At 28.9% G+C, this 13,854-nt stretch carries 11 protein-coding genes, 1 tRNA gene and 1 pseudogene; 7 read left to right on the top strand and 6 right to left on the bottom strand.

Annotated features, from left to right (window positions below; all coding sequences use genetic code 11):
• Positions 1-290 precede the first annotated feature (290 nt).
• Together Q0138_RS05170 and Q0138_RS05165 are read right to left on the bottom strand one after the other, a co-directional pair.
• Positions 291-1,115: an undecaprenyl-diphosphate phosphatase gene (locus Q0138_RS05170; protein WP_297981750.1), complete on the bottom strand. Its 825-nt coding sequence runs from the start codon at positions 1,113-1,115 to the stop codon at positions 291-293.
• 240 nt (positions 1,116-1,355) lie between these two features.
• Positions 1,356-2,279, bottom strand: coding sequence for a branched-chain amino acid transaminase (locus Q0138_RS05165; protein ID WP_297981748.1), 924 nt, complete (start codon positions 2,277-2,279; stop codon positions 1,356-1,358).
• 365 nt (positions 2,280-2,644) lie between these two features.
• On the opposite strand from Q0138_RS05165, the gene Q0138_RS05160 reads away from it, so the two are divergent.
• Positions 2,645-2,716: transfer RNA gene (locus Q0138_RS05160), tRNA-Val, on the top strand.
• 1,525 nt (positions 2,717-4,241) lie between these two features.
• On the opposite strand, the pseudogene Q0138_RS09325 reads toward Q0138_RS05160, so the two are convergent.
• The 3 genes and pseudogenes from Q0138_RS09325 to Q0138_RS05145 form a co-directional block, all read right to left on the bottom strand.
• A pseudogene (locus Q0138_RS09325) lies at positions 4,242-4,589 on the bottom strand (restriction endonuclease); the annotation flags it as partial.
• 401 nt (positions 4,590-4,990) lie between these two features.
• Positions 4,991-5,359 (bottom strand): HEPN domain-containing protein, encoded by a 369-nt coding sequence (locus Q0138_RS05150; protein WP_297981744.1) that lies wholly within the window; start codon positions 5,357-5,359, stop codon positions 4,991-4,993.
• On the bottom strand, positions 5,352-5,657 hold the full coding sequence (locus tag Q0138_RS05145; RefSeq protein ID WP_297981743.1) for a nucleotidyltransferase domain-containing protein: 306 nt from the start codon (positions 5,655-5,657) through the stop codon (positions 5,352-5,354). The genes Q0138_RS05150 and Q0138_RS05145 overlap by 8 nt, the downstream gene beginning before the upstream one ends.
• 495 nt (positions 5,658-6,152) lie before the next feature.
• Between Q0138_RS05145 and Q0138_RS05140 the strand changes: the two genes are divergently transcribed.
• From Q0138_RS05140 to Q0138_RS05125, 4 genes are all read left to right on the top strand, one after another.
• A complete protein-coding gene (locus Q0138_RS05140) occupies positions 6,153-6,860 on the top strand; it encodes a thymidylate synthase (protein WP_297981741.1) in 708 nt (235 codons plus the stop codon).
• Positions 6,861-7,079: 219 nt separating this feature from the next.
• Positions 7,080-7,856 carry a 5'/3'-nucleotidase SurE gene (gene surE, locus Q0138_RS05135; RefSeq protein ID WP_297981739.1) on the top strand — a complete coding sequence of 259 codons (777 nt, stop codon included), beginning with the start codon at positions 7,080-7,082 and terminating at the stop codon, positions 7,854-7,856.
• A gap of 308 nt (positions 7,857-8,164) precedes the next feature.
• Entirely contained in the window at positions 8,165-8,311 is a 147-nt protein-coding gene (locus tag Q0138_RS05130; protein WP_297981737.1) for a hypothetical protein, read from the top strand.
• 632 nt (positions 8,312-8,943) lie between these two features.
• On the top strand, positions 8,944-9,141 hold the full coding sequence (locus Q0138_RS05125; RefSeq protein WP_297981735.1) for an LSM domain-containing protein: 198 nt from the start codon (positions 8,944-8,946) through the stop codon (positions 9,139-9,141).
• 320 nt (positions 9,142-9,461) lie between these two features.
• Here the strand turns inward: Q0138_RS05125 and cobT are convergent, their stop codons facing one another.
• On the bottom strand, positions 9,462-10,529 hold the full coding sequence (gene cobT / locus Q0138_RS05120; protein WP_297981733.1) for a nicotinate mononucleotide-dependent phosphoribosyltransferase CobT: 1,068 nt from the start codon (positions 10,527-10,529) through the stop codon (positions 9,462-9,464).
• A gap of 464 nt (positions 10,530-10,993) precedes the next feature.
• On the opposite strand from cobT, the gene Q0138_RS05115 reads away from it, so the two are divergent.
• Both Q0138_RS05115 and Q0138_RS05110 read left to right on the top strand, forming a co-directional pair.
• A complete protein-coding gene (locus tag Q0138_RS05115; protein ID WP_297981730.1) occupies positions 10,994-12,619 on the top strand; it encodes a bifunctional N(6)-L-threonylcarbamoyladenine synthase/serine/threonine protein kinase in 1,626 nt (541 codons plus the stop codon).
• Between the two features lie 385 nt (positions 12,620-13,004).
• Positions 13,005-13,559: an XTP/dITP diphosphatase gene (locus tag Q0138_RS05110; RefSeq protein WP_297981728.1), complete on the top strand. Its 555-nt coding sequence runs from the start codon at positions 13,005-13,007 to the stop codon at positions 13,557-13,559.
• Positions 13,560-13,854 lie beyond the last annotated feature (295 nt).

Below are 13,854 nucleotides of genomic sequence, written 5' to 3'. Positions count from 1 at the left end.
AAATAGTAAAAATGAGTTTTTAATTTTTATTTAATTAGTAAAATAAGTATTAAATAGTAAAAATGAGTTTTTAATTTTTATTTAATTAGTAAAATAAGTATTAAATAGTAAAAATGAGTTTTTAATTTTTATTTAATTAGTAAAATAAGTATTAAATTGATTTTAAAAGTAAAAAAATAAAAATAGAAAAATTTAGAAGTTGTTCTAATATTTTTTGAATATTGTTCTAATCGTTTTAGAATATTATTCTAATATTTTTAGAACTCTGTTCTAAATTTTTTAAATGTTTTTTAAAGGATTATGCTTCCAACTAGAATTATTATTCCAACTATCCAACAGTAGTATGCAAAGATGTCCAGACTTTTTTCTCTTACGAGTTTGAGTAGGAAACTAATTGCAAAATATCCGGATATTGCAGCAACTATAAATCCTGCAATACAGACACTAAGTTCTATATTTGCAGAACCAAGATCTTTTAATTGTACAACTGCAGCTCCCAAAATGGCAGGTATTGATAAAATAAAACTGAATTTAGCAGCAAATTCCTTATCAAGTCCTGCAAATAAACCGGTTGCAATGGTTGTTCCTGAACGGGAAAGTCCTGGAAGAATGGCCAATGCCTGTCCACATCCCATAATGAGTGCTTCCTTGACTGTAATCTTGCTTACATCAATTCTGCCACTGTTCATTCTTTGGGAAGCGTATAATAGACAACCGGTAATGAGCAATAGGAATGCAGGTACAGTTAAACCAGTGAATAATTCCTCAACTATGTCATTGAATAATATTCCAACAACCCCTACAGGTATTGTTGCAATGATTGTAAGCCAGGCAAGTTTCTTATATGGGTCTCTTTTAAGTTCTGGAATGAATTTTCCTTCCTTAAGGTCTACAAGGCTTAGAAAGAATCCCTTAATCATTTCAATGATGTCATTGAAGAAGTATACAATAACTGCTACAAGAGTTCCTACGTGTAATAATACATCAAAAGCCAATCCTACATCCACTACCCCCAATGCCTGTTGGGCAAATATTAGGTGGGCAGAACTACTTACAGGTAGAAATTCAGTTAATCCTTGGACAAGTCCAATGATTATTGCTTGTATTATGTCCATTTATTCACCTTAAATCTTTTAATCCTAAAAATAATTTGGGTTAAAGTTTAATATTTTTAATAATTTTAACCCGGTTTTAATTAATTTTAAATTTTTTAATATTGTTTAATTGGTTTTAATAATTATTTATTTAGTTTAAATAAGTTTAAAAGTTTTTTTAGTTTTTTAAAATCTTGTTTTTAATAAATTTATTAGACTATTTTTTTTAGTTTTTAAACTCTTTTATTGTTTTAAATAAACTTATTCAACTAAAGTTAACCAACCGTATTTGTCTTCCCCTTTTCCATTGACTGCATCGAAGTAGGCCTTTTGAATCTTTTCAGTGACTGGTCCTCTCTTGCCAATTCCGATTTGTCTGTTGTCGATTGCTCTTATAGGAGTAACCTCTGCAGCGCTTCCTGTAAAGAATACTTCATCAGCCAAGTATAATCTTTCTCTGGAAATGGTTTCTTCAGCAACTTCATATCCGAGGTCCTTAGCAATTGTCATTACGCTGTCTCTTGTAATTCCTTTAAGAATTGAAGAACCTAAATCAGGTGTGATTAATTTTTCCCCTTCAACTATGAAGATGTTTTCTCCACTTCCTTCAGCAACATGTCCTTGGAAATCCAGCATGATTGCCTCATCATAGCCATGTTCTCCAGCTTCAAGGTTTGCAAGTTGGGAGTTCATGTAGTTAGCCCCTGCCTTTGCAAGAACAGGTAATGTGTCAGGTGCAGGTTTTCTCCAGGTGGAAATTCCAATGTTTGCACCTTGTTCCATTTCTTCCTCACCAATGTATGCTCCCCATTCCCATACGGCAATGGTAGTGTTTACAGGACAATTTAATGGGTTTACGCCTAATTCGCCAAATCCTCTAAATGTTATTGGACGAATGTAACAGCTTTTTAATTCATTTACCTTAATGGTTTCTATGATTGCATCACAGATTTCCTCTTGGGTATATGGAATGTCCATTTTGTAGATTTTTGCAGAATCGAATAATCTTTTTACATGTTCCTTAAGACGGAATACTGCTGGTCCTTCTTCTGTTTCATAACATCTAATTCCTTCAAATACAGCAGTTCCATAATGGACAACGTGAGATAAAACACTGATTTTTGCATCCTTCAATGCTACAAATTCTCCGTCCATCCATACTTTACCATTTTCATCAAATGCCATTTATATCACCTTTTTTTAGTAAAAATCATTAGTTAAAATATGGGTTATTTTTTGTAGTTTCAGAATTTAATATTTTTAAATAATTTGAGAGAGTCTTAAGAGATTTTTATATGCTTTGGAATTTAGCTTAAGATCTTCCTAATTAAATCCTTTAATAGTTTTGGAGGATTTAATAAAATCCTTTATTAATTATTTATTTCTTATATTTTAAATATATTTCTTAATAATAAGCAATTTTTAGTGAAATTATTAAAATTTAATTGTTTAAATTCCTTATTTTTTGATTAGATGTATGATTTTAGGGGGAAATTTTTATTTCATCGAAAGTTTTAAATAATAGGTTAACTAAATTTATTATGTAGTATGGTTCCGTGGTCTAGGGGTATGATATCTCGCTTACAACGAGAGGATCGTGAGTTCGAATCTCGCCGGAACCATTTTTTTTATTGATGTTTTTTAAGTTTGGATTATTACGAACAATATTTAAAAAACTATTTTTTTGCTTATTTTTGTTGTATTAGATTATTTTTTTAGTATTTAAAAAACTATTTTTTTGCCTATTTTTGTTGTATTAGATTATTTTTTTAGTATTTAGAAAACTATTTTTTTTGCTTATTTTTGTTGTATTAGATTATTTTTTTACTCTTTTTTACTAATATGATTAGAAATTAAATTAAAATTAAAATAAGATTATTAATTTGTTTATTTTTTTAAATAAAAATTAATTATTTAATTAAATGTTTAAACTTTAAGAATAGAAATAAAATAAAATAAGAACTTAGAATTAAATTTAAAAAGAAAAAATAGGTTTATTATAAGAATTTTGAACTTTAAGAATAAGAAATAAAATAAATTAAGAACTTAGAATTAAATTAAAAAGAAAAAATAGAAAAAATAGAAAAAATAGAAAAAAATAGAATCTTAATAAGAATTTTAATTAAACTTTTAAAACTTTTAGAAAAAGAAAAAAATAGATTAGGTAAATTTTTAATTGTAATGCTATTTGTTTAATTAAAATGCTATTAGGATTGTAATCAAAATTATTAAAGATGCGAAGAAGACTATGGTTCCTTTTACTAAAATGTCAGAACCTCTGTCTGTGTATAATACCAATCCGTATGAAAGAATCAATGCAACAAACAATTCAGTAAGTCCTATAAATCCGGTAGGAATATGGACTACACTTCCAAGAATGAAAGCAATCAGATATGCAATGATGACAACCACAATAATTGAAACAACAGTATTTCCTAAAAGAGGTTTTAGATTTTCTAAAAGTCCTGCTTTTTGAGGGCTTGCATTATAATTGCTTAATGCATTGCCTCCTGCTGAATGGAATCTGCTTTTTGAATCAACAAGGCTTCTGCTGCTCTTTCTTTGACTGCGTTTATTGCTTTGGGTATTTGGTGTATTGAATGATCTTAAACTTTCATTGTATTCCTTGTTTTCTTTTTTAGGCTTTGATCTATTTCCAGTAAGACTTCTGCCCTTTTGACTTTGTTCTTGTTCTGGAAATGCCTTAAACAATGAACTTGCACTGTTTTGATAAGTGTTGTCATCAGGTATTTTGTTTAGGAATTCGGCACGGTAGAGTTCATCATCATATTCGCTGTATCCGCTAAGGTCAATTCCACCAACCTGGTCCTCGTAATATTCAATGTCTTCCTCATATTCCTCAAGACTGTCATAAGGATTGTAAACTTTTTGGAGCCCTGATGAGGAATAGGAATCATTTCCAGATGAATAAGAATCCTTTCCAGATGAATATTGATCATTTCCAGATGAATATGGCTCATTTCTGGATGAGTATGGGTCATTTCCTCTTGAATAATATGGATCATTGATATTGTCGATGTAGTCGCGGCTTACGTCTCGATTATAGAATGATTCACTGTCAATTTCTGCTATATTTTCTCTGCGGCTTAATCTTGCAGGTTCTTTTTCTTTTTGTTTTTGAGTATTGTATCTTTTAGCCAAAGTTACAAGTTGTGTTCTGTCAACCAATTTTATTTTGCGCTCTTCACCGTATCTCTGTGCCTGAGCTGAAAATTTGGAACTGGTTATGACTCCAACCTTTGATGCCTTAAGCTTTTTGGCGATAACTTCCATTTCCTTTAAGACATCAATTCCAACTTCCCATTCCTTGTCATAGTTTTTACATGCAATGACCATACCAAAATCACCCATTGATGTTGGCAATATTGCATAGATGTCTATGACTTGTTGGGAGGTTTTAAAATTCTTATAAACTTTAAAACCAGAATCTTCTAGCACTTTAGCTATAAAATTCACTAATTGTGGCTTTTCCACGTTTTCACCTAATCTGTTTTTTAATATAATATATTTATATTTTTTCAGTATATAAAATTTTATTTATGGATTTTTTAGGCTCTTTTTAAAAACTTTCTTGTTTTGAAAAAAATAGTGATTTTTGAATTTTTTAAAAGTTGATAAAAAATAGTTAGATTTGATAGAAAAGTGGAGCAAATCTTTTAAAAATGGATAATCAAAAGAAAATAGTATTTTAAAGCTTAAACAATATGAATTTTATGATTTAAATCTTAAGATTAGGTTTTAAATGCCTCTTATGCATTTTCCATACTAAAAAAGTTGAAAAGAGAATTAAAGAATTATACAAAAAGAGGGGGCTTCTGATGAAATGTGAAGTTTGTAAAAATAAAAAGAGCTGAAAAAAAAGAAAAAAAGAGAATTTATAAAATGCTTTCAGTTTCAGAGATAAACTTTTCAGCATTCAGAATAAGTTCTTCAGCCAATTCTTCTGTGAAAGTCATGGAGTAATCGTAACTGGATTTGTTCCTCATACTTCTAGCATCATAAATATACCTGTAAGATTCTCTAGAGAGCAATCCTTCCTTAACATACTCCTTGCCCAATTGTCTTAAAGTTCCGTCATGGGTCTTAGGAGAAATGTCTTTTTTTAATAGCAAAGCCAAAGCAGATGAATACATAGCATAATAGGACAAAGTGATTGAGTCCCTATACTGCCCATTTTCAAAAAGAAGCCGACTGGATATCAGCTGGCTTTTTCCAACATTTAAAGCTTCCTCAACTTTATCCAATTACAACACCTTCCTTTAAAACATTTGTCAAGAAAGGATAATCTTTAGTCTTGTTAAAATGCTCTTCACTCATTAACATAGGAGAGATGACTTCTTCCTTATCAAGAACAATGTCAATAGCCAAATCCATAATCTCTTGCCTAATCTCATCTGCAATTGGGGAAACAATCAGAACATCTATGTCAGACTCTTCAGTGTCCTCGCCACGAGCAACAGAACCAAATAACACTATAAGTTTAATGTCATAGGACTTAATGGATTTTGCAAACTCTTTAGCCAGTTCAATTCTATCATTCAAAGTCAACAACTCCTAAAGTAATTAATAATACTATATATCTTTTGAATAATAAACATTTGTAAAATATAATGTTGAATAAATATATGAATGTGCAATGATAATGTCTTTGCAATATTTGAAAGATACATTTTTAAATTCATTTTCTCATTTAATTTTTACATTTTTTTTAAAACTTAATTTAATTTTTTCACTATTTTGTTCTATTTTTTTAAAAGATTTTTTACTATTTTTACTATTTTGCCCTATTTTTTCAAAAAAATTATTTAATATGAAAAACAAAAATAAAAACAGTATTAAATTTGAAAATTTTTTTAATAAGGAAAATTTAATTATTTTTTTATTAAAATTAAAATTAAATCAGTTTTTTTAATAAGGAAAATTTAATTATTTTTTTATTAAAATTAAAATTAATCAAATATTTTTCATTAAAAAAATTGAAATTTTAAAATAACTAACTAAAATAATTTAATTAAAAAGACAAACGGTTTGTTTACTATGATATCTATAGGTCAATGTTACTTGAATTTTGTTAATAAAATCTTAAAAGAAGGAAAAGAAACCTATAAGGACAGCGATCATCATCTTAAGGAAAGTTTGGGAAATTATTACTACATTGATGATCCATTAGATTTAAAATACAGGGCTAAATATCAACACATGACTACTGAGGCAATGTTAAATGAAATCAAGTCATGCAGATATGATATAGAGTCCTGTCCAATCAAGGGAGATGCATTACATGAATATGTAAAATCCTTTGAAATCAGGGATGATCAAGGTTTTGTTTACACCTATCCTAATCGTATCCTTGAACATTTTGGCGTGGATCAGTTTGAAACCATGAAGGCTAGAATATTGACAGCTACAGGAAGTAATCGTGCAGTTGCGGTTACCATTGATCCTGCACTTGATGGTGATAGGGAAGACATTCCGTGTTTGCAGGTATTGCAATGTATTGTCAGGGATGGGGAATTAACCATTCACTGTTTCTTCCGTTCCAATGACATCTTTGGAGCATTCTATTCCAATATGTTTTTCATCTGTTATATTGGAGTTAAGATGGTTGAAGAAGTTAATAAGGAGATTATGGGAGAAAAGATCAACTTTGGCGGAATTCATTATTATTCATCTTCAGGCCACATTTACAATAATGATATGAGAGCTGCAAAGAAGCTGATTTCCGCTAATAAGAATTTGTTGTAAGTTTAAATCTTTTTATTTATTTAAACTTTTTTTTATTCATTTAAATAATTCTTTTTTAGCTTTGTAATTTCACCATTTAAATTTCACTAAAAAAAATTTAATCAGTTTTTCAAAAAATTAAAAGCTATTGTTTAAATGAATTTTCACTCAATTATTTTACTACTTGTGATTAAAACTATTGAAATATTTTAATCTATTTTTTATTATTTTAATGATAACATGAAAATTTTATTATCTAATGATGATGGTATAGATGCGTCAGGTATTTTAGCCGCTAAAGAGGCTGTAAGTGAATTTGGAGATACATTATTGGTTGCCCCTTCAAGTCAGCAAAGCGGTATCGGACATGCATTAACTCTTTTTGAATCTCTTAGAATCAATAAGGTTCGCTTAAGGGATGGGGATATTGGTTACGGTGTTTCAGGCACTCCAACTGATGCAGTCACTCTTGGAATATATGAAATACTTGGTGAAAAACCGGATCTTCTTATTTCAGGTATTAATACTGGACAAAATACAGGCAGGGGTGAATTGACCACTTCAGGTACTTTAGGTGCAGCTATGGAAGCTGCCTCACTTGGAATTCCTGCCATTGCAGTTTCACAACATGTAAGTGATGATGACCTTAAGTTTGATGAAGGTCATGTTGGAATTGATTTCTCTTCAAGCGTAAGGGTTTTAAGGAATCTTGTTGAAAGAATTGTTGAAAATGGCTTTCCAAAAGACATTGACATTTTGAATCTTAATGTTCCTACAAGTCCTGATTCATATGAGCCTGTTGTTGCTCCTTTGGCAACTAGGATGTATACTCCTTATATTGATAAGAGATTGGATACAAGAGGAAGAGAGTATTATTGGATTGGCGGAGAGTTGTATACTGATAATCCTAAAGGTTCTGACACTTATATTTTAGAGGAGGAGAATTTGCCTACCATAACTCCTTTAACATTGGACATGACTCATAATATGGACATTTTAGGGGAATGGTTAAAGTAGGGGCTTTAATTTTTCTTTATTTTTAAGAATTAATTTTTATTTTTTTTTCATTTTTTATTTTTAATTATTTTTTTTAAAGCTATTTTTTTTAATTTTAAAGTTATTTTTTTATTTTAATTATTTTTTTAAATCATATTTTGTTATTTTTTTATTTTTTATTCCTATACTTTATTTGTTTATACACAAACAATATATAATATAAAAAATAAAATACTTATTAACTAAGACAATTTTTTAATAAATTGTCTTTTATAAATTATTTTGATTAGATTCATTATTTTTTTTTAAAAAAATCGGGAGAGGAAATTATGGCAATTAATCAACTTGAAAGTACATTACAGGCAATTACTCACACTTTGGCTAAATTGGAAAAAGAAGGTTGTAATGACGAAAAGTTATTAAAAGAACTTAGACAAGAAAGAGACAAAATTTTAAGTGAATTAAACTTAAATTAAGTGTTTAATTCTTTTAATTTTTAATTTTTTTATTTATTTTTAATATTTAATTCATTATTTTTTTAATTTTAAAATCTATTTTTTTAAAATTTTATTTCAGTAATTATTATTTTTAAGAACTATTTTTTTATTTTATTCATTATTTATTCAATTTTTAAGAACTATTTTTTTCTTATTTTATTCATTATTTATTCAATTTTTATGAATTATTTTTTTCTTATTTTTTTCATTATTTATTCAATTTTTAAGAATTATTTTTTTCTTATTTTATTCATTATTTTTTCAATTTTTATGAATATTTTTTTTAATTTTTAAGTCTGTTTTTTTGGTATTGTTTTAACAAAATTTTATTGTAAATTTTTTAATTTTTTTCTTCTTTTGTTAAGTTTTATAGTCAATTTGGCATTTTTAATTTTATTGTTTAATCTTTCTTTTCTTTTTACAAACTTTGTTTACATTTTTTTAAAATTTAAGAACAACATTGATTGGATTTTTAATTTTTTTATCATAATTTTCCTTATTGTTTACATTAAGTTTATTATAGATTAAAGATATAATACTTATATTAAAATATTTTCTAAAAGAATTTATTTTTAATCAGATTATTTTGGAGATTTATTTGGGGCGATAAAATGGCTAACGATTTTCAAGTAAATAGACAATTTGCTAAGTTTAAAGGCAAAGATGTTCTAATAGGTTTAAAAAATTGGGAAGAAGTAGAAGGTAAGATAATAACCATTGATAATTTCTTAAACCTTGTTTTAGATGATGGTAATGGTTTAAAAGTTATTAAAGGTGGCAAAATCGCTTTTATTTCTATAAAAGAATAATTTCTTTTTCTTCTTTTTTTTACTTATTTATATTCATTATTAGTTTGAGACTATTTTTTATGCATTTATTTTTCATTCAATTGATTTTTTTAAATTATAATGTAAAGTTTGTTTGCTTTTTTTAAGATTTAAAAAAATTTTAGAAACTAATTTTTTTTTATTAGTTTCTATTGGTTTATTTTTTTTAGGGTTTTTAGAGCTTTGGAAACTATATTAGTTTCTATTGATTTATTTTTTTTAGGGTTTTTAGAGCTTTGGAAGTTATATTAGTTTCTATTCAATTTTGTATTAATCGAATTTTAATAATTATTTCGCTTGTTTTAATTGTCACAAGCGTCTTCAATTGATTCCCTAATTTCATCAATTGTATTTCCAAGCATAAGGGCTAAAAACATAGCTCCTCCAGCTCCTGCTCCTTCCTTAATAAATCCTTCTGTGTAATTCTTAAGTCCTTCAATTCTTGATATTTCAAAGTTAGGATTGACTGCATTTACACTTATCTCACCAATTTGACGTGTAATGTCAAGAATGTCTGCAGTTTCGTCCTTAACAACAAATGAAGTTGTGGCAAGAACTGAATTTGAAAAGTCAAAGTCAGGGTTTATGGATTTGGCTATTGCACATGCTGCAGTTAATTGGGTTCCTCCTGCAAGCACAACAGGTACGCTTGCTCCCATCAATACTCCTGCAACAACAGGAAGCATAGGATCTCCAACAGCTGCAATTACATCAAATGGATCATTTTCCTTATCTGAGTTTAGATTTGCATTTTCAAGTCCTTCATCCACCAATGCATTTTTCATCTCATGAGGATTTGTATCCATGCATCCGCTTACCTTGCCCTTTGCATCATAGCCAAGACCATATAATACTCCAAGGGCTGTGGTTGTTCCGGCAGGCAGGCTTTCTCCAATTACAATATAATCATGTTTTTCAGATAATATTTCTGCAAGGGAATATCCCTTTTCAAAAAGTTCTCCAGGATTTGCAACGGCTTTTCCTGTTCTAATGTCTCTTCCATATTCTCCATCGCTTATGTCAAAGACTTCTGTTTTTGCCTTTATTTCACTGCCTGCATCAACTATCATTACAGGACAGTCACATATTGCAAGCGCTCCCTTTGTTATCATGGAGGGGGTAGGTGTTACAACATCTCCAATAATGGTTTGTGGAATGTCGTCCATACATTTTACTTCTCCGTCAATGATAAGTTCTGCATCTCCTGCAGGAGTGTATACTGTTAATTCTGGAGTGGCTCCAGCTCCAGTAAGTCCTGGGATTTTTGAAGTTTCTGTTGTAGCTATTGTACATATGAAAATAGGGTTTTTAAGTTTTGGCAGTTCTTTTACTAATTCCTCTGAGCCATAAGTTTTTAATCCTTCTATCATTTTATCATCTGATTGTAATTTTTAATGTTTTCACTAGATTTTTGTGTTTTTAATTAAAATTTTTTAATTATTTAGATTGGTTTTTAATTAAAATTTTTATTTTTTTGTTTTTGTTTTTGTTTTTAATTAAATTTTTTTAATTATTTAGCTAGATTTTTGTTAATTTTAATTAATTTTTAGATAAATTCTTAATTTTGCAAATAAAATAATTAAATTAATATTTACTAAATCTATAAATATATTATAGGAAAAAATTATATAAATGTATGTTTAAATTTATTTAATAAATGTAAAATTAATTTGTTTCAATGTAAAATTAATTTGTTTTGCTCTTTTTTTAAATAAATTTAATTTCTATACTTTAAGTTTATTTTATTTTTTTAAAGTAAAATTTAGTAAAATTTCATGATTTTAGTTATTATTTTACTTAAATGATTTATTAAACTAAATTAAGGTTGATTTAATTGATTTCTTTAGGTATTGAAGGAACTGCAGAAAAGACAGGAGTCGGGATTGTTGACAGTGATGGAAAGGTTCTGGCTATGGCAGGCAAACAATTGTTTCCTGAAGAGGGCGGAATACATCCAAGGGAAGCGGCTGAACATCATGCTAAATGGATTCCTCAACTTATTCCGCAGGCTATGGAAGAGGCAGGTCTTTCATATAAGGATATTGATTTGATTTCCTTTTCCCAAGGTCCGGGTCTTGGCCCTGCGCTCAGAACAGTTGCAACTTCTGCACGTACTCTTTCCTTAAGTCTAGGTGTTCCAATAGTTGGTGTAAACCATTGTATTGGACATGTTGAAATTGGCAAACTTGACACTGGAGCCAAAAATCCGGTTACATTATATGTAAGCGGAGGAAACAGTCAGGTCATTGCATATGAATCAGGCAGATATCGCATATTTGGCGAAACCCTTGACATTGCAATAGGCAATTGCCTGGATCATTTTGGTCGTGAAACAGGTCTTGGACATCCTGGAGGACCTGTTGTTGAAAAACTTGCAAAACAGGGTTCCTATATTGATTTGCCTTATGTTGTTAAGGGAATGGACTTTTCATTTTCAGGACTTCTTTCTGCAGCATTGCGCGCTCATGAAAAGGGTGCAGACATTGAGGACATTTGTTATTCCCTTCAGGAAACTGCATTTGCAATGCTTGTTGAGGTGACTGAACGTGCACTTGCACATACTGAAAAGGATGAGGTCTTGCTTTGCGGAGGGGTTTCTGCAAATTCAAGGCTTCGTGAAATGATGCAGATAATGGCTGAAGAGCATTATGCAAAGTTCTATATGCCTGAGATGAAATATTCGGGAGATAATGGTGTAATGATTGCATGGCTTGGACAGCTGATGTATGATAATTTTGGACCGTTGGACTTGAATGACACTAAAATCATTCAAAGGTTTAGAACAGATGAGGTTGATGCTCCTTGGGTAGACAATAGAAAGGAAAAGCTTGTTTTGCCAAATGAACTAAAGGCTAAAGGTGCAGAATCTGACATTTATGAGGCCAAATGGTTAAATGAGGATGTCATTGTTAAAAACAGGGTTTCAAAATCATATCGCATTAGGGAGATTGATGAAAAAATCAGAAGGCATAGGACAAGAAGTGAGGCTAAAATCCTTTCTGATGTTAAGAAGACAGGTCTTAGAAGTCCTGTTCTTTATGATATTGATTTGGATGAGAAATCCATTGTTATGGAAAAGCTGAATGGAGTTCTTGTAAAGGACATAATGTCTGATTTGAGTCGTGATGATAGGAAGGAATTGTCTGCAGTAATTGGAAAAAACATTAGATTGATGCATGATGCAGACATTATTCATGGGGATTTGACTGGATCCAATATGATTTTGATTGATTTTGAAAATAAGAATTTTGACTTGGCCATTTTTGACTTTGGATTAGGCAAGTATTCAGATCTGCTTGAAGACAAGGCAGCAGACCTTTTGGTTTTAAAGAAGTCATTCCAGAGCATTGACTATGAGATTGCCAGTGAATGCTTTAATTGGATTTTAGAAGCTTATGACTCTAAAAAGACAATTGAAAAAATAGCTGACATTGAGAGTAGGGGCAGGTATACTCATTAATTGTTTTTTTTTAATTCTTTTTTCTTTATTTTTAATTTTAATTATTTTTTATTATTTTATTTTTAATTTTAAATATTTTTATTATTTTTTTTAAATTTAAATTATTTTTTATTTTTATTTTTATTTTCAAATTCTTTTTTTAAATTTAAATTGTTTTTTTTATTTTATTTTAAATTTAATTGTTTTTCTTTATTTTTATAAATTTTTAGCTATTTTTTTAGGTTTTTTAGGACGAAGTTTTTTTATTTTTTATTTTTTTTATTTTTTTTAGGACTAAGTTTTTTATTTTTAAATCCTTTTTAGGTTTATAATCTTGACTTCTTTAATAAAATTATTCTTATTATTTGAGTTAAATATATAAAAACTATTTCATATATTATGAAATATGATAACATTTATAACTGGGAACGAACATAAAGTAATAGAAGCAGAGGGTATTTTTTCAAAATTTGGCATTAAACTAGAGCATATTGATTTAGGCTATATGGAACCTCAGGGAACTCTTGAGGATGTAGCTAAATTCGGTGCTAAATATGCTTGCCAAGAGTTAAATCGCTCTGTGATTGTAGAAGATGCTGGTTTATTCATAAAAGCTTTAAATGGTTTTCCAGGAACTTATTCATCTTATGTACAAGATTCTCTTGGAAATCAAAATATATTAAAACTTATGGAAGGAGTTGACGATAGATACGCTGAATTCAGGTCAGTTATTGGCTATTGCACACCCAATTCTGAGCCCAAGGTCTTTTTAGGGCGTATCAAAGGTCAAATCGCTCATGAAGAAAGAGGAAACCTTGGTTTTGCTTATGATCCTTTATTTTTAGTGGAGGAAGAAGGCAAAACATTTGGTGAACTTACTACAGAAGAGAAAAACCAGTTCTCACATAGAAGAAATTCTTTAGAGAAATTTATCAATTGGTATACAAGCCAGGATAAATAAAATTTTTTAATCATTCTGCAATTAATTTGCTTATTTGTTTTTTTTAGTCTTTAGTTGTTTAATTAAACATTAAACGGTTTGTTGGTTGTTTGTTTAAACTGGGAATTGGTTTTAGATTTAATTAGCAGTTTAGAGTCTAAATAAACAAAACTAATATTTTTTAATCATTGATTTAGTATTTATTTTCTAATTGTTTAAATGGTCTTTTTAAGTTTATTTAAGCTATTGTTTTAAATTCTAAATTGTTTAAATGGTCTTTTTAAGTTTATTTAAGCTATTGTTTTAAATTCTAAAT

The organism is uncultured Methanobrevibacter sp., assembly GCF_937906425.1.
Classification (GTDB): domain Archaea; phylum Methanobacteriota; class Methanobacteria; order Methanobacteriales; family Methanobacteriaceae; genus Methanobrevibacter.
Note: the sequence above shows the minus strand (reverse complement) of the source record. Positions and strands in the feature narration are given on the sequence as shown.